We start from the raw sequence: 20,330 nt of genomic DNA on the forward strand, positions 1-20,330 counted from the left end.
ACCGGACGGACTGTTTCCAATCCATCCGCCAGGGTCATCTGCCCAGGGGGTGGGTGCCCAGCGCGGAAAGCACTGCCGAAGCTCGGCCTGAGGCTGAGGTCGAACTTGAGGTCATGGCTTGAGCTCCCGCGTCGCGGACGACATCGGTCCGCCCTCCGAGCGCTCGGTCTTGTGCCCCTTGCTGCCCGGCGCCAGAGTCCGCACATCCACGGCCTCCGCGGGCGCCCCCCTCGCGTACAGCCCGTCGGGCTCGGTGTCCCGGTCATGCGGCAGCAGCCAGAAGACCCGCCGCCTGAACGTGCCGGAGGAACGGGACGGTTTGGCTTTCGGCCCCAGCAGGGCGTACCCGACCATCCGGCCGTCACGGTGATACGCGGGTCTCCCCCGTCGCGTCGGCAACCGGTCCAGGCTCTGGCGGACATAGTCGAGCCGACTGATGTCCTCGAGCCAGACGAGATCCATCTCGTCGACGATCTCGTCCTCTGCGATGAGGGCACTCATACTGTCTCCTCGTCCGCGAGCAGGCCGATGCCCGGGTAGTACTTGCGCTGATTGGAAAGGATCATTTCCTTGGGCGACGCCAGTCCCACCACCTCGCGGACACGTGCCGCGAAAGCCCGGGATGATATCGCCGGTGCGCCTTCATTCTGGCACCAGCTCCTGTAGGCCGCGTAGAGCTGCGCTTGCTCCGCGCGCAGATCGGCCTCGAGCCGGCAGGTCTCGTGGACGAACCGCCCGGTGTGGTCCTCGGTCTCGGCGTACGCCGTGGTCGCGATGCGGACCCGCTCGGGACCCGAGAGGTCCTTGTCGCCCCCGAGGTAGCAACGGGCGCCTTCGATGAGCCAGTTGAGGATGCCCGGACCTTCCTGGGTCACGAGGATGTCCGCCAGGTTGTCGATCTTGCGGTCGTCGGAGACGACCCGCTCGAACGGGATCAGCCGCATACGCCGCCAGAACGCGAAGCCACCCGTACCCACCTCGGGCCGGTGGTTGCCGAGCAGCCACATCTTGTGCGTCGGCTCGAAGCTGAAGAAGTCCTGTCGCATCCGGCGCGCCTTGATCCGGTCGCCACCGGTGAGCAGCTTGACCCGGGCCTCGTCGAAACGGTCCCCCGGTTTGACCTCGCTGCACACGATCACGCGCCGACCGTGCAGTTCGGCCAGATCGGTGGGATGGCCCTCGTACGGACGCGACATCAGGAACCCGGGAGGCGCCGCGTCCGCGTAGTCCCCGAGCAGCTTCATCAGGACGTCCAGCAGTACGGACTTGCCGTTCTTCCCGGAGCCGAACAGGAACGGCATGACCTGGGCGCCGACATCCCCGGTGACGGAGTAGCCGAGCAGCAGCTGGAGGAAGCTGATCATCTCCGCGCCGTCCGGCCCCTCACCGAAGGTGTCGGTCAGGAAGCGGTTCCAGCGCGGCGTGGGCATCGGCTCCGGCGAGGCCGAGGTGGAACGGGAGTGGAAGTCCTTCGTGGGCTCGGCAGGACGGATGTGCCCGGTGCGCAGATCGACGACGCCCGCAGGCGTGCACAACGCGTACGGATCCCCGTCCAGCCGCGCCGCGTTGAGCACCATTCCCGGGGCGGACTTCGCCTGCGTCAACATCGCGTTCATCCCGCTGGTGCTCAGCGTGCGGCGGCGGTGCTGCTGCAAGGCGGCCGGGGTGTAGACGCCTCGTGGATCGGTGCCGGCGATGGACTCCGCCAGATCGCCCGCCGACCACATCACGGTGTCGTCCTCGTCGATCTGCCATCGGGTGCCGTCCCACCGGTACCAGCCGATTCCGGGAACGTGCCGGTAGTCGTTGCGATAGAGCTTGACGAACAACTTGGCGTTGCCGCGGTCGGTGAGCGTGTCGGGCAGCAGCCCGTCCGCCGTCGCCTCGCCGTCCCCCTCCCGCGCGGCAGCGGTCATGTATCGCGCGGACTCGTCGCTATGCCGGGGCGCCGGGACGGGCTGCGCAAGGATCTGTGCAGCCACGGCCTGGACGTCGAAGGCGGAGAATGCTCTCTCCTCGTCCACGCTCACGCACGCCCCCCGAGGGACAGCGGGCGTGCCAGACCCGCGCTCAGCCCGCCCCGGATGATGGCCAGGCACCGCCGCTGCTGTCCCGGGCGGGCCTGCTCGGCCGCATCCCGCAAGGCCCGTGTGGCCTCTGCCTCCGTGACGTGCCCCGCCGCGACGAGACCGCCGGCGGTGTACGCGGCCCGGTTCAACTTCTCGGAGAACGCGGCGCCTTCGGGTACGGCCACGCATGCGGCGACCTCGGCGAGCACTCCGGTCAGTACCCGATTCCCCCCGCCTCGTCCGCCACCCGCCGCGATGACCGCCTGCCGGGCGCGGGGCGGCACGGGCCGCGCCCTGGGCACGGAGGCGGACGGAAGATGCCCGGTGCGTTCCAGTTCCCTGGCGAGCCAGGCGGGCAGCGGAGCAGGCATTCGCACGGATCCCACCGGCCGGTAGACCCCTGCCGGTGTCACGGTCCCGGGCGCCACGATGTACCCGCCGTGCGCCCGGACGTCGACCTGCCAGGCGAGGGCGCGGCCGCCGCCCGACCCGGAGGAGCACTGCCAGTGGTGCCCGCCCTCGTTGCGGTACCACACGTGCAGGCCCCCGGACGGGGTGCGGACGCGCAGCGTCGACTCGTCGTTCGCCGGGCTGGCGGCGCCGCGCAGGGCGGCCAGCACACCCAGGGTATGGAAGCCGTTGGCCAGCCCGGTCAGGTCGACCCCGGCGGAGATCCCGACACCGGGCAGCAGCCGGTCCCGGTCGGGAAGTTCACACGCATGCGCGTCGACATCGATGACGACGAGGCCGGCCGGGCCAGTGGCGACGCCCACTCCGAGATCGGGGCGGGATCCCCACCACTGCTGGATCCGGTCGAGATCAAGCGTGGCCGCATGAAACCCATGACACCAACGACCCGAACGGATACAGTCGCACCCCCCTCGGGCATGACCCTGGACGCGGCACACCTCACAGTTGCCCACAGGCGTTTTACGGCCCGGAGCAAGAGGATGAACCGGCCACCCCTGGCGCGCACACCACGAGGCAGTTGTCAGAGGCTGCGAAGCGACCGGGGCAGATCTTTCGAACTGCCGTGGGTCGCTGCGCGAAACCCGCAGCTCAGCTGCCATTCACTTCCCCCATCAGCGACTGAAGCGACTCAACTCCCAAAATCAGATTAGCGAAATCTGTGGGAGAGGAGAGGCATATGAGGCAGAACAGATGTGCGCATCCGCAGAAGGCGCCAACGACCGAGCGACTGATTACCCAGCGGCTGACAGTCACTCAGTCGCTCGCCTGCGAGCACACAGAACACCAGGTCAGAAGCTTGCGCAACAGAGAGCAGCGACTGAAGCGACTCAAGCTCCCCATATATGACGCACACACGCGCTCACACGCACACGCACGAATGTCTCCATATACCTGAACCTTGAGTCGCTTCAGTCGCTACTCTCCCCCGGCTACCGCTCTGACCTGCGGCTTTATCTCCATGGCCGAAGCGACTCAGCACTCATTCGGTCGCTGGCATTCAGTCGCTGAACCCGCTCCCCCGCCGTCCGAACCGTTCAAGTCCGTCTGGATCCAGGCTCAAGCGGCGTCCGCATCATGCCCGCTCCCGTCGGCGCATACCAGCCAATCGCACCCGCCGAAGGGCATGTTCATGCGGATCTACAACAACGGGAGTTGCGCCGCACAGGCAGCCAACACACCTGTCACACCAAGCAGTTCCTTGTCACACCGCTGCCATCACCATCGCCGCCGCTGCCTTGCAGCAGCGGCCGGGCCGGAGACCTACGCCAGTCCCCCGGCCCGACCTCACCGGGCCATTCATCGAGCCGAGTTGGTGCCCTCGGCGAGGATCCTGTCGACCAGGATCATTCGCTGCGTCTCGTCCATCTTCCTCAGTACGAGGTCGGCAATCTGATGGCCGTCGTGCCAGGGCATCTTCGTGACCTTGCCGAAGGCGACGATGCCCGACTCCCCCGGGGCCATCTGCGTCGGTGCCACCTGGCGCCCGGCATGCTCCGATCGCTGCCCAGGCACTTCATCGTGCACCGGTGGTACCGATTCCCGAGCCCCGGAGCTATCACGGCGTGATAGCTGTGCCTGCCGCTCTCGTGAACTATCACGCCGTGATAGTTCAGCCGATTGCTCCCCTGGGCTATCACGCCGTGATAGCTCTACGTGCCGCTCCTCCGGATTATCACGCCGTGATACCCCCGCGCTCTGCTCCTCCGGGCTGCCCGGAGCATCCGGACCATCGGAGGTATCGGCCCCGCCCCCGCTCTCCGCTACTCTCCCGCTCTCTGCCGCTTCCCCGCTCTCCGGGCTATCACGGCGTGATAGTTCACGCGCCGCCGAACGCCTCTGATCGCCTGCGGCAGCCCGCGCGTCCGCCTGCTGGCGTTGCTCTTCGGGCAGCAGCTTGGAGAGATTCCGTACATGCTCGATCTTGCGGCGCCCCTCCAGCAGGTCCGCCTGCAGTTGAGGATCGAGGTCCAGCACGGAAAGCTTCGACGAGATGGTCGACTGGGCGATACCGAGCCGCTTGGCGGCCTTGGTCTGAGAACCGTAGAAGTCGACCAGTGTGCGTAGCGCCTGGGCCTGCTCCAGCGGGTTCATGTCGTCACGGTGGACGTTGGCGACGAAGGCCGCTTCGAGAAGCGCCTGGTCGGTGGAGACCAGGGCGTTGTCGACGCTGACGCGAATCGTCGCAGCGCCGGCGAGACGCGCAGCGGCGAGTCGGCGGTGGCCGTCGACGACGATGTACCGGGCGCCCTCGTCGAGGTCGGCCGCACGATCCGGCCGCTCCGCCAGGTAGGCATCGACGGAGGCCACCGTGACGGCGTTGACGAGACCGATCTCCGCAATGCTCTCCGCCAGCCCCTGGAGATCGCGGAGCTCCTCGCGAGGGTTGTCGGGGTTCTGGCTGATCAGGCTCAGCGAGAGCTCGGTCGGTTCGGGCACGCCGGCCGTCGGCACACCGGTAGCGGCACCGATCGCAGCCCTGCGGGCACTGATGGGACGGGCCTGGGCGAAGGAGGCCCCGGCTCCGAGGTTCTTGGCCTTGCTCACTTGCTGATCTCCCGGGCGAGGGCGCGAAGCGCGACGGACTGTTCGCAGCGGGGTGCGTACGCAAGAAGCGGTCGCTTGGCGCGGACAGCTTCCTTCTGCTCCTTGAGGTCTCCGATGATGCCTACGACACGCGGATCCTTTATGGCCATCCAGGACTGGAGCGAGGAGGTGGCGATGTAGCCGCGGCGGGCGTCGTAGTGGTTGACGACAAGGCCGAGGTAGTCGACGTCGAGCGCAAGGTCATTGCGCATGTCCTCGATCTGGGACGTGAGCAGTTCATAGGCGTCAGCACTGCTGTCCTCGGCTTGGACGACGATGAGAACGCCGGAGTTGCCGGGCACTTCCTGCGGGCGGCGGCGCCCGTAATAGGTAGCGGCGTCCATGCTGAGCCCGAGGCTGGGCGGGCAGTCGATCAGGATGACGTCGTAGTCGGGCTCGACTGCCGTGAGGGCTCGTTCGAGCGCGGCCTCGCGTGCACGGACGGATGCGAGACGTACGTCGAGGAGAAAGGCATCGGTGCACGCGGGCAGCAGATGCAGACGTCCCCCGAACCGGTCCTCGTCGATCGACACGATGAGATCGCTCAGCGAACTCTTGCCGTCACCGGCCATGTGATTGGTGAGGGAATCCCCGTCCATGGGCAGGGGAGCGTGGCCAAGCTGTTTGGTGAGGTGTCCCTGAGGGTCGAAGTCGACGAGCAGGACGCGCTGCCCGAGACCGGGGAGATCCTCAAGAGCGAGCGGATCGTTGGCGGCCTCCTGATCTTCTTCGAGCAGTGCGGCAAAGTGCTTGGACACCCGGACCGGCACAAGGGCGGTGGAGTCTTCCGCGAGAGCTTCGCCGGTTCCGGCAGTGACGGCGGTCTTGCCGACCCCGCCCTTCTGATTGCAGATGACGACGCGTCGGACGATGTCGGGGCGCTTCACTGCGGGAGCGGGATGGCTGTCCAGCCAGACCCGTACGGACTGTGCCAGGCCCTGGATGAGGGAAACCCCCCGAAGCTTGCAGTCCGATCGGAATCCGGTCCACAGCCGGCCGGGCAGGAACGTTGCAAAGGACTCCGCGCCAGAGGTGTCGATGGGGGAGAGGTTGGAGCCGAGCGCGCGCCATGCTGTGATGCCGGCTTCGACGGCGTCCTGCATGTCGATGCCGTGTTGAACGGCGCGGACCTTGAGTTCCTGGCGGAGCCAGGAGGGCAGCTTGGAGACGACCTTCTCTCGGTCGCCCCTGGAGTCAGGTGTCGTCATAGTCCGTCACTCTACTAACGTCATAGATCAGTTGAGCTCATGACGCGTTAGCTGTGTCGTCTTTTTCGACTCGGTGGAACTATCACGCCGTGATACCCCGGTCCCGGCACCGAGGGACGAGGCCGAACAACGCACCCAGACCTCCCGAACTCGGCAAATAAAAGGCAGCAAAACCCTTCCATTCAAATCCACTTCAGCTATAATGCACCACTTTGCGTCACAACTGGACCGCCTACGGGACATCTTGTCCATCGCTGGTGCCGACGCGGCCGGAACTCCGCTGGCGAACCGCCGCGGGCAACCGGGTTCGTGGCCCCGCAGGTCGCACAAGACGGTGGAGTGGCTGGGCACAGTGGGAGGCTCGGGTAAGCACTCCCGCCGCAGGGTCCGCGAACCTATCGTCGGGGCTGGCTTTCGTCGGCTGAGGTTCAGTGCGGGGGAGTGGGTGCCCCAGCAATGACATCGCCTCAGGACCACCGGCCGACGCCCTGGATGAGGTGCGGGTCGGCACACAGGCGCACTCCGGGCCACCTTGCCCGCAGGCCGGTATAGCGAGTGCGGGTCTTCTTTTATAAGAGGCGCCGAGCCTCGAAAACGCTCCGACCTGCATGTATTCAAAGTTGATCATGCTCTGGCCGACACATTTGGGAGGTCGAAATGTTAACCTGGCCAGCACATTTGACCCGAAAAGTAAGGCTCACCCTAACTTTTCGATCCCGCCATGCCCGCCGAAAAAACCGCAGGTCAGAGGCGTGCGGGTTTCGGGCGAGCAGACCCTCTTCTGGCATCGATCCGAACCGATCCGAACAAAATGTGCCGCAATACTGACACCAAAAGTTAGGGTCAAGCTAACTTTCGGCACTTCCATGCACTAAAACTTCAGCTCAGCCGAACTTTCGAGATGGGTGCGCAAACCCCTGTGGCTCGGAGCGTGTCGAGCCGTCAAAAGTAAGGCTGAGCCGAACTTTTGGGATAGCCTCGGACCGCCTGAGCAACAAGGAGGGTCCAGTGACATCTGAAACGCCGTCGCGCCAGCCGCGTCGGCCACGAGCAGTGCCCTCTCCCGCGTCCTCGCCGGAGAGTAACGCCGTGTACGACGACATCCTGAACCTGCTCGGTGAGCAACTCGGCGCGACCGCCCCTGCCACACCCCCCGCCGCGGCAGGGAAGCGCAAGCTCAAAGGCGTCACCTTCGAGTACGAGGACGACCCTCGGTCCGTTCACAGCTTCGCCGGAGGCGCCGGCTACAGCCTCGCCAGCAACTGGTTCACTCAGCTGCTGCCCCAGCTCTTCATCGCCAACGGCATTACGAAGAGCCAGCTGTGCGTGTTCCTGTACGTAGCGGGCGGACAGAGGCCGGGCACCGGGATCGCGGAGTACACCCAGCAGGAGATCACCGACGGTCTGAACGGACTCGCGGCCAAGAAGCCCGGCGGCAAGAAGATCACCAGGCCCACCGTCAACCGTGCAGTCCGAACCCTCTGCGAGTACAAGTGGCTCGAATCTGCGGGGAACGGACGGATCCGCCTCAACGTGACGCTCTGGTTCCAGGGCAACAGCGCAGCTCAGCACGAGGTACTCGCACAGATCGCCGCGGACCACGACGACGACCCCACCGCGTTCCCGCACAGGATCGGTCCCGAGATGGTTCACCACCAGGAGGCGCTGGACCTTAATCTGGATGGCGAAGTGCCCGAGCCTGTCAGAAGGAAGCGCACAGGGTGATGCCCGCTACCACGACAAGCCGATTCGATACGGAGGAAGGCACCGATGGCCGTTGCAGTCATGTCGCCCCTCGTTGCTGAGCGCATCTGGGCCCTGCCCATCGGAGCCGCCCCGGTGAAGTTCCTTCAGTACTTGGTCTTCCGGAGCGAGAACGGTGGCGCACTGCCGAGCCAGCGCGAGATGGCGGTGGAGTACAAAGTGAAGCCGCCCACCGTCAGCGCGCTGATGGAGCCGCTGTTCGAGCTGAACCTCGTACTGCGCTCCCGCGCCGAAGGCCGCGGGGGCAACCGCTACCGACTCCACCCACTCGCCGCCAAGTACGAGAGCATGACGGACATGGAAGCCGCCTTCGCGCACGCTCTCGAAGAGATGAAGAGCGGCAGACTGCCGACCATCCAGCTACCGGAATACCGAGCGGCGCCGCCGACCGAGGGTCGCCCCGACCTCCGTATCGCCTGACCCGGCAAAACCAGAGGGCCCGCCATCGCAGATGGCGAGCCCTCTGTGCCTGAACAACAAGTTGTGTGCCCACTATACCGGTACGTACGATGACCGGCGAGGCGCCGCCGTCGACAGCTGAGCCGTGACACGTCAACCAGAACGGCTTGTTACGTTCTCACCACGTGCCCATGGAGGCACCGTCATACGGCGCCGAAACAGTGACGCGCATGAACAAGAGCACGCGCGTGAACACGAATTCGGGCCGACAGGTGGCCTCCGTACTCCTGGCCCTGTCCGCTGCCGCTGCCGCCGCCGCCCTGGTCGTCCCCGGTACGGCGGTCGCCGAGGAGCCGTCCGGCGCCGACACCGCTGTCCCGGCTATCCGTTGGGGTGCCTGCCCCAAGGCCGAACCGCCCTACCCCGACCCCAGCCCGAGGGCGCAGTGCGCGACCGTCAAGGTTCCACTGGACTGGTCGAAGCCGAAGGGCCCGGAGATCGGCATCTTCGTCGCCCGTTACCGGGCCACCGACCCCGCACGGCGCATCGGCGTCCTGATGTCGAACCCGGGCGGCCCCGGAGCGCCCGGTGCCGATGATGCGCTGTACGCGGACGACCCCGTCGGCGGCTACACCCCTGCCATGCTCCAGCGCTTCGACATGATCGGCTTCGACCCGCGCGGCATCGGCCGCAGCCAGAACGCGGAATGCGACGAGACGATCGCCGACTCGATCCCGGCCCGTCCCCGCAACGCGACCGAGTTCGAGCGGCTGCGCACCCTGAACGGCCGACTGGCGGACAGCTGCCTGAAGCTGACGGGGCCTCTCGCCGCCCATATGGACGGCGAGAGCGTGGCCCGCGACATGGACGCGATCCGAGCCGCCCTCGGCGAACGCAGGATCAGCTTCCTCGGTCACTCCTACGGCACGTTCCTCGGAGAGCGCTACGCACGCCTGTTCCCGGGCAGGCTCCGCGCGCTGGCCCTCGACAGCGCGATGGATCCGGACCGGCCGAATGCCGAGCGCTACCTCACCGACGGCAGCGTCACCATCGACAACACCCTGAAGCGGCTCGCGGCCTGGTGCAAGAAGGACAAGGCCTGTGCACTCAATGGCAAGGAACTGACAGCCGTCACCGACAAGCTGTTCGCCCGCGCCGCCGCGGGCACACTCCGCGATCCGGGCCCGAACGGACCGACGCGGACCAAGGTCGACGCCGATCAGCTGTCCGACTTCCTCACCTTCGCACTCGGCAAGGGGAGCCAGGAGGAGGCGGCCCGGCAACTGGCCGCCCTGTACACCGGGAAGGGCGAGGTCAACTGGCTCCCCGTCGGCACCGACACCGCCTCGCAGCTCGTGCTGTGCCGGGACTACGACTTCCGGATCCGCGACTACGCCCAGTACCTGGCCATCCGCACGAGAGTCGCCAAGGCCGCCCCCCACGTCCGGTACAACGCCCAGTCCTTGGACACCGTCCTGGCCTGCCAGGGCTGGACCATGCCGCCAAAGCCCCGCCCCGCCCGGGCGGAGGGCGTCCTCCCGCCCGTCCTCGTAGCCAATGCCACCCATGACCTGGCGACTCCACTGCCGGGCGCACAGCGCATGGCACGCTCCTTCCCGAAGGCATCCCTGTTCACGATGGACGCCGTGGGCCACTGGCTCTACCGCAGAGGCGGGACGGAGAAGGCAATGCGAGTGATCGACACCTATCTCACCAACCCGAAGGGCTGAGCCGAAGGGGCTGCACTCATCCGAACTCGGTGCAGCCCCGGAGGGTAAACGGAGGGTATCTCCGGTACTTCGCCAGAAACGATCCTAAAGGTGGGGCTCGATCGGGGACACCAAGTCGCATCATCAGCTATACCGACAAAGAAGAGAAGTACCGGCCAGCACGGTGCTCAGCGATCAGCTGGCCGCGGGCCAGCGCAGTCAGTGCCGTCTCGGCCTCTCGGACAGGCTGGCAGACCAGCACCGCCGCCACGGGCATGGCGCCCGCCCCACGCGTCCAGCAGCCCGCTTGAACGGTCGGCCGGGGCCGGGGAGGCCGCGCCCCGGGCCTCCGCACCCCGGCCTGGGGGACCGGCGGAGCTGGCCCGGTCGTCAGCAACGAGAGACGCGTGCCCCACCCGGCGCAGGCAGTTCCTGCGCCGGGGCATCCGGCCTGTGCGGGGCGCGGCCTCGTTCGGTCCCTTCTTCAGTCCCCGTTCAGTCCCTCGACAAAAGCCCAGTTCAGAGGCGTCTGCCCTACCTGAACAGGGGACTGAAGGGACTGAAGGGACTCAAAATCCCTGTTCCAGTCATTACGCGTGTGCGTGTATGCGTACGCGCGAGTACAGAGGCCTTCTATCCTGAGCAGCTCATAACTGAGACTTTCAGTCCCTTCAGTCCCTCGGTTGAGCCGTAAAAGCCCTGTGACCTGCGCTTTTCCTTGAGGGACTGAACAGGGACCGAATGCGTCTCAGTCCTTCGGTCCCTGTTCAGTCCCTGCCGGGACCGACACGCCCGGCAGGCCTACCCGATCAGCTGCTTGTCCAAGGAGCAGACCCCCAACTCCCCAGGTAGCGAAGGGACTGAAGGGACCCAAAACGGGGAACGGTTACACCCTTGTCCAGGCCGCTGATGTAGGCTCTGACCTCATTGGAAAACTCAGTCCCTTCGGTCCCTTTCCGGGTACTGGCAGCGCTGTGACCTGGTCTTTTGACCCAGGGGCTGACAGGGACTGAACAGGCTATTAGCCCCTGGGCAAGGACGATCAGCGTGCCGCGTCAAAGTGAGACCAGCGTTCCCCGTTCCACGGGAACCGCCAGTCCCTACGACGTTGCCCGCTGGTGCGCCGGAAACGGCTGGCCAGTGCACCCGCTGGCCCCAGGCCGCAAGACCCCGGCCGCCAACTGCCCGACATGCCGCGACGAGCCCCACAGCCCTCAGGACTGCCCCTGCCGTCCCGCAGGCCGGTGGTGTCACGGCTTCCACGCAGCAACCACCAACCCCGCACTCCTGGACGCCTGGTGGGGGAGACACCCCACGCTCGGAGTCGGAGTCTCCTGCGGTCCGGCAGGACTCGTCGTCCTCGACATCGATGCTCACAGCGCCGAAGTTCCCGACCGGAACCTGCTCCTGCCCGGCATCCCGATCCACGAGAGCATCAACCTGGCAGGCCTTGCCTCTGGCTTCGACACCCTCGCCCTGCTGGCCGCACTCCGTGGCCGACGCAGTCCCGCGGACGACGATTCGACCCTGCGCGTACGAACTCCGTCGGGCGGACTGCACGTCTGGTACCGGACCCCCTCAGAAGGCCCGCGCTACCGCTCCTCAGTGGGCTCCAGCCCGAAGACCGCCCTTGCCTGGCAGGTCGATGTCCGCTCCACCGGCGGCTACATCGTGACCCCCGCTACCCGTACTTCCGCCGGCACGTACAGCCCGGTCGGCGCAGCCCGGCTCCCTGCCGCCCTGCCCGACTGGCTCGCCACCGAACTCCAGCGCACGGGCCACCCGGTCAATCACCGGCCCGCCCAGGTGGCGCCCCCCCGCCCCGGCTCCCCACGCCCAGCCCGTCAGCGCGCCCACCGGCTCCTGGAACCGCTGCTCGACCAGGTGAGGGACTGCGCTGCCGCCTCGGAGGGCACCGCCTTCACCGAGAAGCTCAACCGCGCCGCCTACACCGCCGGAGGCCTGATCGCCTCCGGCCATCTCACCGACAGCCAGGCACACGACCTGCTGACCGCTGCCGCCGATGCTGCTCGGCCGCAGCGCAGCCGCCACAGCCTTACCGTCATCACCTCTGCCCTGTCCGCCGGCGCAAGTCGGCCGCTCCATTTCAAAGGACGCCCATGAGCAGCGCCGACAGCCCGCGCTTCGACGCCACTGCCGCAGCGCAGCAGATGCTCGATCTCGAAGTCCAAGCCGAGCAGGCCAGCCTGCCCGCCCAACAGAGAGCTGTCACTACGGCTGTCCACGAGCCACCAACACAGTCGGGCCGGCTCCCTGGGCTGCTCACCGATCGCGGCAACGCCAAGCTGTTCGCGGTGATGTTCGGCGACCAGTTCCGCCACGTCGAAGGTCTCGGCTGGTACCACTGGGACCAGTACCGCTGGAAGCGCACCGGAGGCGAGAAGGCCGCAGTCTGGGCGGCGGGTGATCTGGCCGAACAGATGCCGGCCACCGACCCGACCGGCCAGTTCACCAACCGCGAACTCGCCTCCCACCGCCGACGCTCCATGTCGACCCCGGGTATCAAGGCCATGCTCACCCAGGCCAAAGCCTCCCCGGCACTCGCTCTGGACCCAGACGTCCTGGACGGCGACCCCTACGCCCTGTGCACCCCGGCCGGCGTCGTCGACCTCCACACCGGCCACCTCCACAAGCCCGACCCCGAAGCCGACATGCACTCCAGGGCCACCAGCGTCGCCCCGGAGACGATGCCCACCCCTCGCTGGCACCGCTTCCTCCACGACACCTTCGGCGACGACGCCAAGGGCGAGGAGACCATCCACTTCCTCCACCTGCTCCTCGGCTACTCCGTCACCGGCGACGTCGGCGCCCAGGTCCTGCCCTTCCTCTACGGCACCGGTGCCAACGGCAAGTCCGTGCTGCTCGACGTCATGACCCAGATCCTCGGCGACTACGCCCAGGCCGCCCCGCCCGGCTTTCTCATGGAGAAGGGCAAGTTCTCCGAGCACTCCACCGAACTCACCGAACTCCACGGCCGTCGCATCGTCGTCTGTTCCGAACTGAAGCCGAACGACAAGTTCGACGAGTCCCGGGTCAAGCTCCTGACCGGCGGCGACCGCATCATGGCCCGCCGCATGCGCCAGGACTTCTTCAGCTTCAACCCCACCCACAAACTCTGGCTGCTCGGCAATCACCGCCCCGAAGTCGGCACCGGCGGCCACGCCTTCTGGCGCCGGATCCGCCTGATCCCCTTCGAGCGCGTCGTCCCCGCTGCTCGCAAGATCGACAACCTGGCCAAGGAACTCGTCCAGAGCGAAGGCCCGGGCATTCTCCAATGGCTCATCGAAGGCGCCCAGCTCTACCTCGACACCCGCGACCCTCTCACCGGGCCCGCCACCGTCCGTATCGCCACCGAGGCCTACGCCACCACCGAAGACCACATCGGCCGCTTCCTCACCGAGTGCTGCACCACCGACAACAGCGACCTCCGCGTCGAGCAAGGCTTGCTGTACGCCACCTACAGCAGCTGGTGCAGCGCCGGTGAAGGCATCCGCCCCGCCACCGCCCGCGCCTTCGCCACCCGCGTGCGTCAGGAACTCTCCCTCGCCTCACCCGCCGACATGATGAAGTCGAGCGGCAAGAAGTACTACCCCGGCCTCGGACTTCTCACCGACGACGAACCCCAGGCCGGCCATGCCTGACCAGAGCACCCGACACACACCCGCCAACCCGGCCTACCATGAGCACGGTGCCCCCACCAGGGCCGTCGACAACGAAAAGGGGCTGCAGCCATGAGCTCGCTGCTGAACGAGAGCGACCTCCGCCACGAGAGCACCGTGGTGTGGCTGGAGAACCTCGACAACCTCGACTACGTACGCCAGGCGCTCGACAAGACCGCCCGCCGCCGTGGCAAACCGCGCTACGAACGCGACGGCCGCATGGTCGGCTACACCGAACTCGACGCCCACGCCGAAGCCGACCCCGACAGCGGCCTCCAGCTCCGCCGCGTCTTCTTCCTCCTCCCGCACGACCGCGACGCCAACCCCGACGGCCCCTACCACGAAGGCGCCCCCGGCGAAGCCGTCGATCCCCGCACCATCGCACCCAAGCGCGTGGGCGACAAAACCCCCCGCTCCCAACGTGGCCCCGCCGCATCAATAGCAACCCCCAGCACCTGATCCTCGGCGAGACCGGGCGCGGACCGTCCGCACCGCCGGAAGCACCGCCCAAGCGTCCGGAACCGAGCCCGGCTGGTATGCGTGCACCAGCCGGGCTCGTCACTGCTTGGACTCCTTGCCGGGCACCCCTGGCAGCGACCTCATCTCCGAGTTGCTCGCGCCCCATCAGCATGACCCGCTGAGCGCCGACGAGTTGGTCGCTCTCATCACCAACCTCGTCGTCGCGGGACACATCACCACCGTCAACCTCATCGCCAACAGCACCGAAGCGCTCCTCACCCACCCCGACCAGCTCGCCCTGCTGCGCGAAGACGCGACCCTCATGCCACACGCCGTCAATGAACTCATGCGCTACTGCGGCCCCGTCGTACGCGCGCTGCCCCGCTACGCCACCTGCGACACCACTGTCGGCAACACCCCTGTACGTACCGGGGAAGCCGTTCTCCCGGTCGTTTCCGCGGCCAACCGCGACCCGGCCGCCTTCACCGACCCCGATCGCCTCGACCTCGGCCGCACCCGCAGCAGCAGGGAATCCCATGACCGACGACATCGCGCGCGCCGAGGAGGAGGCGTCCTGACGCCCGCGCGCAGGACCACGTAACTGGGCGATTCGCCCGCAGGGCCTTGAGAAGTCCTGCGAACATCAGAGCGCGAGAACCTGTTCGTGCCGCACGGCGTGGCCTTCGGTGCGCGGCGGGGCAAGCGACCTCCGCCGCGCCCGGGTCCGCCCCCAGAAAGGCCGCGCTCAACTCGCTCACCCCCAGTCACTTCAGCCTTCGAAAAGGAGGGCTCCGTGTCTTCATCTGTCATGCCCACGTCCAGGCGGGGCGGCGGTCAGCGGTCGCCCGACGCCGTCTCCGCTATCGGTCTGCGCAAGTCGTACGGTGACAAGACCGTGCTCGACGGCATCGATCTGCGCATCCCGGCCGGTTCCGTGTTCGCGTTGCTCGGGCCGAACGGCGCCGGCAAGACCACCGCCGTGGAGATCCTTTCCACGCTCATCACCGCCGACGGCGGGCAGGTCCAGGCCGGGGGCCACGACGTCGCCACGTCACCGGACGGGGTGCGCGCCGCGATCGGTGTCACCGGGCAGTTCTCAGCCGTCGACGGCCTGATCACCGGCGAGGAGAACATGCTCCTCATGGCGGACCTGCACCACCTGTCCAAGCGCGAGGGGCGGCGGGTGACTGCCGAGCTGCTGGAGCGCTTCGACCTCACCGAGGCCGCGAAGAAGCCCGCCTCCACCTACTCCGGCGGCATGAAGCGCCGCCTCGACATCGCCATGACCCTGGTCGGCGACCCGCGGATCATCTTCCTCGACGAACCCACCACCGGCCTCGACCCCCGCAGCCGCCACAACATGTGGCAGATCATCCGCGAACTCGTCACCGGCGGAGTCACTGTCTTCCTCACCACCCAGTACCTGGACGAGGCCGACGAACTCGCCGACCGCATCGCCGTCCTCAACGACGGCAAGATCGCCGCTGAAGGGAGCGCCGAGGAGCTCAAGCGGCTGATCCCCGGCGGGCACGTCCGGCTCCGCTTCACCGACCCGTCCGCGTATCAGTCGGCCGCCTCCGTGTTGCGTGAAGTCACCCGGGACGACGAGGCGCTGTCGCTGCAGATCCCCAGCGACGGCGGCCAGCGCGAACTGCGCTCCATCCTCGACTGGCTCGACTCGGCCGGCACCGAGGCGGACGAGCTGACCGTGCACACCCCCGACCTCGACGACGTGTTCTTCGCACTCACCGGCCCGGCCAACGTCCCCGACCAGCCCAAGGAGAACGTCCGATGAGTGCCCTCTTCCTCGCTGTCCGCGACTCGAGCACGATGCTGCGTCGCAATCTGCTGCACGCGCGGCGCTACCCGTCCGGAACCCTGAACCTGCTGCTCGCGCCGATCATGTTGCTGCTGCTCTTCGTCTACATCTTCGGCGACGTCATGAGCGCGGGCATCGGGGGTGGCGGCGCCGACCGCTCCGAGTACATCGCCTACATTGTCCCGGGCATCCTGCTGATGACCATCGGCAGCACCGTGATCGGGGCCGCAGTGTACATCTCCATGGACATGAGTGAAGGCCTCATCGCCCGCTTCCGTACGATGGCGATCCACCGCGGCTCTGTGATCATCGGGCATGTCGTCGGCAGCGTGCTGCAGTGCATCGCCAGCGTGGTTCTCGTCGGTGCCGTAGCCGTGGCCATCGGCTTCCGCTCCACCGATGCCACCGTTCTGGACTGGCTGGCGGCGTTCGGACTGCTCCTGCTGTTCGCCCTGGCGTTCACCTGGATCGCAGTCGGCATTGGTATGGCCAGCCCGAACGCCGAGGCAGCCGCCAACAGCGCGCAGCCACTGATCCTCCTCCCGCTCATCTCCAGCGCTTTCATCCCCGCCGACACGATGCCGGGCTGGTTCCAGCCCATCGCCGAATACCAGCCCTTCACCCCGGCCATCGAGACTCTGCGCGGCCTGCTGCTCGGCACCGAGATCGGCAACAATGGGTGGATCGCGATCGTCTGGTGCGTCGGCCTGACCGCGCTCGGCTACCGCTGGTCGACGGCGCAGTTCAGCCGCGACCCGAAATGAGTGCGCGGGCTGCCTCCCGCAGCCCGGTCCCGCTCCAGGGCGGCGTACTCCGACTCCGCGTCGGCGTGCACCGCCCGGTCGGCTTCCTCGGCCTGCCAGGCCGGGGGCTGCGGCCATTGTCGGCCGGAACTCCTGCAGCGGGGTGATGTACCTCCGGGCCGAGGCAGGCCGAGCCCAGGAAGGGCACGGAGCACAGGTCCAGGACGAAGTGCCGGTGTCCTTCGCAAAGTAGCGCGATCAAGACCTTCACCGCGCCTCGATGTCGGCGGATTCGGCGGGTGTGTTGCGAGATGGCGCGCAGTCGGCCCTGTGGCCGGTGGCGGAGCTGGTCGACGGCCTGGGAGGTTTTTTCGTCCGCAGGGAGGAGGACGACCAGTTGTTGGGCATCCGAGGGGAGTTCGAGCGTCTCACGGATCGGCTGGAGCCGGCAGCCGGAAGGGTGGTTGAGCCGGAGGACGCCGCGTTGCGGAACCAGGTGACGGTTCATGCGCCGCTTTCCCCATATAAGACCGACCGGCAATTGGGGGGTGGGTGAAGGAGCGGGGCTGGGTGCGTGCAGCTGCAAGGCGGAGGACTGAGGCAACGCGGAGCGTTGTTGATTGACGACAACGCGGCAGATGTGCGTGCCCAGCCCCGCGACGCCGCCCCCCAATTGCCGGTCGGTCTTAGTCGGCGGTTCAGGGCGCGAGTTCCGCGGTGAGCCGCTCGGTGTTCTCGACGGACGGTCCGAGCCACCGATCGAATGCCTGCTCGTCCGCGATGTCGTCCCAGCCGGCGAAGAACGTCCGGGCGCGGGAGTCGGTGAAGACGAAGCGGGTGAGGTTCGGGTCGTCGCCGTCGAGCAGTCCGGTTCCGCTCGTCAACGACTCGTATCCGCTGGTGTGGGCGAGGATGTCGCCCAGCCGGTTGGTCACCATGGCGATGCCGGGTTCTAGGAGCCGGAGGGTTTTCAGGACGGTCGGACGTACGTCACGGCGCGGTGGTGCGGGCCGGGCGTGAGCGGTGCATTCGCCGCCGGTGATCTTCGCGAGGTAGCGCAGGTGGTTGCGCTCCGAGGGATCGAGACTGAGTGCGTCGGCGAGCGCGTTCACCACCGCCACCGAGGAATTGCGGTCACGGCCCTGTTCCATGAAAGGTCCTCGTAGTTCCGCTACGAGGACCTTTCAGCTCCATGCGATCACGCACACCCCCACCATCGCCCCCGTACGCCCCCGTCCCGTCACGCGGCCGCGAACGCTGGGGGCGGTTAGCTGTGGTGGTGGGTGGTGTGTGAGCTGGGGTGTTGATAGTTGATTGAGACACGGGTGGGTGGGTTTTGAGGGTGGGGGATGGGGTCCGGCCTGGGTCGTGACCGCGGAACGGCCCGGGGCCTGCCCACCGCTGTTCGGCCGGGCATGGCCGGATCCGTCAGTGGCCTGTTTGCCTGGCCCGCCCTGTGGGGGAGGCTGTGGCGACCACGGACAGCGGCCCGGCCGGCAGAACGGAGCATGTGATGGCCGAGGTACAGGAAGACGACGCGGGGGAGCCCGCGCAGCGCACGATGACCCCGTTCGACGACATCTACGACCAGGCAGATCCTCGCGCCTTCTTCCGCGAACTCGGCGCGTTCGGCTACCGGACACCGCATCACGCCCAGCGCATCTTCCGCCGCCTGGCAGCACTCCGGCTGCGGGCCCCGGGCGAAGTGGTGCTGGACCTGTGCTGTTCGTACGGCATCAACGCAGCCCTGCTCAACCACGAGCTGACCCTGGACGACTTGTACGCCCACTACACGTCGCCGCGGGCGGTGGCCATGACCGCGGAGGAACTGGCCGAGCACGACAGGTCCTTCTTCCGCGCCCGCCGTAGACGGGACGCCGTCCCGGTGATCGGCCTCGACATCGCGCCCAACGCCATCGCCTACGCACGAGCGGTCGGCTTGATCGACGACGGGTTCGCCGAGAATCTGGAGACCACCCCGCCGACCCGAGACCTGCTGGACGCGGCCCGGAGCATCCGACTCATCACCATCACGGGTGGTGCGAGCTTCCTGTCCCGGGCCACATTCCAGCCTCTCCTGGACAGCGCCCGCACACTGCCGTGGGTCGCTGCCTTCGTCCTGCGCACCGGCTCCTACGCGCCTATCGCCGAGCACTTGGCCGGTCACGGCCTCACCACCGAGACGTACGCCGGGCGCACTTTCGTTCAACGCCGCTTCACCGGCGCTGCCGAGCAGCAGTACGCCATCGACGCGGTGACCGCCCATGGGCAGGACCCGGACGGCAAGGAATCGGCGGGCCATTTCCACACCGCACTGCATCTCGCGCGTCCTTCGGCCGATGTCAGCACGCCTCCGCTCGACGAACTGGTCGCCCGGTGAATGATCCCTGTCCGTAGGCCGCCCTGGCCCCTACCAGCGCATACCGAGCTCGTCGAGGTCGTCGAGGTCGGCCCGTCGTTCCGCACTGAGCCTGTCGGCGCGGTTGCGGGTGTTGTCGAGCCATGTGCCGAGCTTGACGATCACAGGCCCTCCGGTACCTGACTGACGGCGATGTGGTGCTGTCCGCAGAATTTCTCTGGGGCGGCCGACGGGACCCTGATTCGGAGGATGGCTCCGTTTCTTCGTCAGGAACGATCCTAAGCTTCGCCGCCACTTCTTGCCGGCCGAGCTCAGCTCTCTCAGCGTGCGCCCGTTAGGGATTGATGTGAGGAATATAGGGGAAATGCGCTACAGAGAGCGCGGATGCATACCCCGTCGCGGCCTGCCCCGACTTCCCTACCGCGCGAACCGTGCAATGGGTATCGCTAGCAAGCGTGCAATCGCCGGAGTCGCTGTTACAACCCCATCAAGCGAGCCCCTCGATCGACACCGTTGGCGCCGAGAGCAAGCACAGCGCCTCATTGACGGGCATCAGGTCTCCGGTCGTCGGGGTGTCGGGGCAGTGAGGTGGGGGAGCAGGCGTACGAGGTCGTCCTCGCCGCAGGGCAGTCCGAGAGCGCCCAGCAGGTCGGCGAGGTCGCCCTTGTCGCGGGCCTGGTGAGCGACCACCAGGGAGGCGGCGGCGCTCATCCCGTTCCCCCAAGCCGTCGAACCCGTCGCCTGCTCATTGTCGCTGCCGCCGCCGGCGTCAGCGCTGGGGCTCCAAGTCGGATCCCGGGCCCTGCGACATTCTCCTGGTCTCCCTCCGACACGAGCCGGAGCGCGGTGAACCGGGTGATGAGCACAAGACCTGCGGCTCAACTCGTCCTGAGACGTTCAGTAAGTGGTTTACCGCGGTAAACCGGCCGCCACATCAGCACCGGTCTGCGCCGAAGGCCGTCCTGGTTTACCGCGGTAAACCGGATCGGCCCCCGCAAACCAGCCCGACACGGGGTTGGTGAACAAACCGGACGCACCCGTCTGGAATGATGCTCCCAGCCCGAAGT

16 protein-coding genes and 2 pseudogenes are annotated in these 20,330 nt (G+C 67.3%); 10 read left to right on the plus strand and 8 right to left on the minus strand.

Annotated elements, in window-relative coordinates:
• Positions 1-111: 111 nt before the first annotated feature.
• The 5 genes from BT364_RS32380 to BT364_RS32400 form a co-directional block, all read right to left on the minus strand.
• On the minus strand, positions 112-501 hold the full coding sequence (locus BT364_RS32380; RefSeq protein ID WP_072488780.1) for a DUF6009 family protein: 390 nt from the start codon (positions 499-501) through the stop codon (positions 112-114).
• Positions 498-1,916, minus strand: coding sequence for a DNA primase family protein (locus BT364_RS32385; RefSeq protein ID WP_256260320.1), 1,419 nt, complete (start codon positions 1,914-1,916; stop codon positions 498-500). The genes BT364_RS32380 and BT364_RS32385 overlap by 4 nt, the downstream gene beginning before the upstream one ends.
• A 110-nt stretch (positions 1,917-2,026) precedes the next feature.
• Complete coding sequence (locus tag BT364_RS32390; RefSeq protein ID WP_079179742.1) at positions 2,027-3,139, minus strand: bifunctional DNA primase/polymerase; 1,113 nt, start codon at positions 3,137-3,139, stop codon at positions 2,027-2,029.
• A 697-nt stretch (positions 3,140-3,836) separates the two neighbouring features.
• Entirely contained in the window at positions 3,837-5,084 is a 1,248-nt protein-coding gene (locus BT364_RS39490) for a ParB/RepB/Spo0J family partition protein (protein WP_079179743.1), read from the minus strand.
• Entirely contained in the window at positions 5,081-6,331 is a 1,251-nt protein-coding gene (locus BT364_RS32400) for a ParA family protein (RefSeq protein WP_072488782.1), read from the minus strand. The genes BT364_RS39490 and BT364_RS32400 overlap by 4 nt, the downstream gene beginning before the upstream one ends.
• A 1,089-nt stretch (positions 6,332-7,420) precedes the next feature.
• Between BT364_RS32400 and BT364_RS32405 the strand changes: the two genes are divergently transcribed.
• From BT364_RS32405 to BT364_RS32445, 9 genes are all read left to right on the plus strand, one after another.
• Positions 7,421-8,056 carry a hypothetical protein gene (locus tag BT364_RS32405; protein WP_256260313.1) on the plus strand — a complete coding sequence of 212 codons (636 nt, stop codon included), beginning with the start codon at positions 7,421-7,423 and terminating at the stop codon, positions 8,054-8,056.
• Positions 8,057-8,101: 45 nt separating this feature from the next.
• Positions 8,102-8,515: a hypothetical protein gene (locus BT364_RS32410; RefSeq protein ID WP_072488784.1), complete on the plus strand. Its 414-nt coding sequence runs from the start codon at positions 8,102-8,104 to the stop codon at positions 8,513-8,515.
• Positions 8,516-8,724: 209 nt separating this feature from the next.
• Complete coding sequence (locus tag BT364_RS32415; RefSeq protein ID WP_079179744.1) at positions 8,725-10,224, plus strand: alpha/beta fold hydrolase; 1,500 nt, start codon at positions 8,725-8,727, stop codon at positions 10,222-10,224.
• A gap of 1,119 nt (positions 10,225-11,343) precedes the next feature.
• Positions 11,344-12,327: a bifunctional DNA primase/polymerase gene (locus BT364_RS32420; protein ID WP_256260314.1), complete on the plus strand. Its 984-nt coding sequence runs from the start codon at positions 11,344-11,346 to the stop codon at positions 12,325-12,327.
• Entirely contained in the window at positions 12,324-13,865 is a 1,542-nt protein-coding gene (locus tag BT364_RS32425; RefSeq protein ID WP_072488786.1) for a DNA primase family protein, read from the plus strand. The genes BT364_RS32420 and BT364_RS32425 overlap by 4 nt, the downstream gene beginning before the upstream one ends.
• A gap of 90 nt (positions 13,866-13,955) precedes the next feature.
• On the plus strand, positions 13,956-14,342 hold the full coding sequence (locus BT364_RS32430) for a DUF6009 family protein (RefSeq protein WP_072488787.1): 387 nt from the start codon (positions 13,956-13,958) through the stop codon (positions 14,340-14,342).
• A 106-nt stretch (positions 14,343-14,448) separates the two neighbouring features.
• Positions 14,449-14,943 (plus strand): cytochrome P450, encoded by a 495-nt coding sequence (locus BT364_RS32435; RefSeq protein ID WP_072488788.1) that lies wholly within the window; start codon positions 14,449-14,451, stop codon positions 14,941-14,943.
• A gap of 207 nt (positions 14,944-15,150) precedes the next feature.
• Positions 15,151-16,137: an ATP-binding cassette domain-containing protein gene (locus BT364_RS32440; RefSeq protein WP_072488789.1), complete on the plus strand. Its 987-nt coding sequence runs from the start codon at positions 15,151-15,153 to the stop codon at positions 16,135-16,137.
• Positions 16,134-16,925 (plus strand): ABC transporter permease, encoded by a 792-nt coding sequence (locus BT364_RS32445; protein WP_072488790.1) that lies wholly within the window; start codon positions 16,134-16,136, stop codon positions 16,923-16,925. Before BT364_RS32440 ends, BT364_RS32445 begins: the two co-directional genes overlap by 4 nt.
• Before the next feature lie 286 nt (positions 16,926-17,211).
• Here the strand turns inward: BT364_RS32445 and BT364_RS43505 are convergent.
• Positions 17,212-17,418: pseudogene (locus tag BT364_RS43505) on the minus strand (helix-turn-helix domain-containing protein); the annotation flags it as partial.
• Positions 17,419-17,605: 187 nt separating this feature from the next.
• Positions 17,606-18,055: pseudogene (locus BT364_RS32455) on the minus strand (MmyB family transcriptional regulator); the annotation flags it as partial.
• Positions 18,056-18,417: 362 nt separating this feature from the next.
• Between BT364_RS32455 and BT364_RS32460 the strand changes: the two are divergent.
• Entirely contained in the window at positions 18,418-19,284 is an 867-nt protein-coding gene (locus BT364_RS32460; RefSeq protein WP_072488791.1) for a hypothetical protein, read from the plus strand.
• Between the two features lie 531 nt (positions 19,285-19,815).
• On the opposite strand, the gene BT364_RS41960 is transcribed toward BT364_RS32460, so the two are convergent.
• The gene (locus BT364_RS41960; protein ID WP_177328320.1) at positions 19,816-19,974 is read right to left on the minus strand and encodes a hypothetical protein; all 159 of its coding nucleotides are present in this window, start codon (positions 19,972-19,974) and stop codon (positions 19,816-19,818) included.
• Positions 19,975-20,330: the final 356 nt, after the last annotated feature.

The organism is Streptomyces atratus (assembly GCF_900119365.1).
GTDB classification, from domain to species: domain Bacteria; phylum Actinomycetota; class Actinomycetes; order Streptomycetales; family Streptomycetaceae; genus Streptomyces; species Streptomyces atratus_B.

What these genes read in the sequence shown, in the direction of transcription:
- BT364_RS32380 (WP_072488780.1), bottom strand. Translation starts at nt 501, where the DNA reads ATGAGTGCCCTCATCGCAGAGGACGAGATCGTCGACGAGATGGATCTC.
- BT364_RS32385 (WP_256260320.1), bottom strand. Translation starts at nt 1,916, where the DNA reads ATGACCGCTGCCGCGCGGGAGGGGGACGGCGAGGCGACGGCGGACGGG.
- BT364_RS32390 (WP_079179742.1), bottom strand. Translation starts at nt 3,139, where the DNA reads ATGGCAGCTGAGCTGCGGGTTTCGCGCAGCGACCCACGGCAGTTCGAA.
- BT364_RS32400 (WP_072488782.1), bottom strand. Translation starts at nt 6,331, where the DNA reads ATGACGACACCTGACTCCAGGGGCGACCGAGAGAAGGTCGTCTCCAAG.
- BT364_RS32410 (WP_072488784.1), top strand. Translation starts at nt 8,102, where the DNA reads ATGGCCGTTGCAGTCATGTCGCCCCTCGTTGCTGAGCGCATCTGGGCC.
- BT364_RS32415 (WP_079179744.1), top strand. Translation starts at nt 8,725, where the DNA reads ATGAACAAGAGCACGCGCGTGAACACGAATTCGGGCCGACAGGTGGCC.
- BT364_RS32425 (WP_072488786.1), top strand. Translation starts at nt 12,324, where the DNA reads ATGAGCAGCGCCGACAGCCCGCGCTTCGACGCCACTGCCGCAGCGCAG.
- BT364_RS32430 (WP_072488787.1), top strand. Translation starts at nt 13,956, where the DNA reads ATGAGCTCGCTGCTGAACGAGAGCGACCTCCGCCACGAGAGCACCGTG.
- BT364_RS32440 (WP_072488789.1), top strand. Translation starts at nt 15,151, where the DNA reads ATGCCCACGTCCAGGCGGGGCGGCGGTCAGCGGTCGCCCGACGCCGTC.
- BT364_RS32445 (WP_072488790.1), top strand. Translation starts at nt 16,134, where the DNA reads ATGAGTGCCCTCTTCCTCGCTGTCCGCGACTCGAGCACGATGCTGCGT.
- BT364_RS32460 (WP_072488791.1), top strand. Translation starts at nt 18,418, where the DNA reads ATGGCCGAGGTACAGGAAGACGACGCGGGGGAGCCCGCGCAGCGCACG.
- BT364_RS41960 (WP_177328320.1), bottom strand. Translation starts at nt 19,974, where the DNA reads ATGAGCGCCGCCGCCTCCCTGGTGGTCGCTCACCAGGCCCGCGACAAG.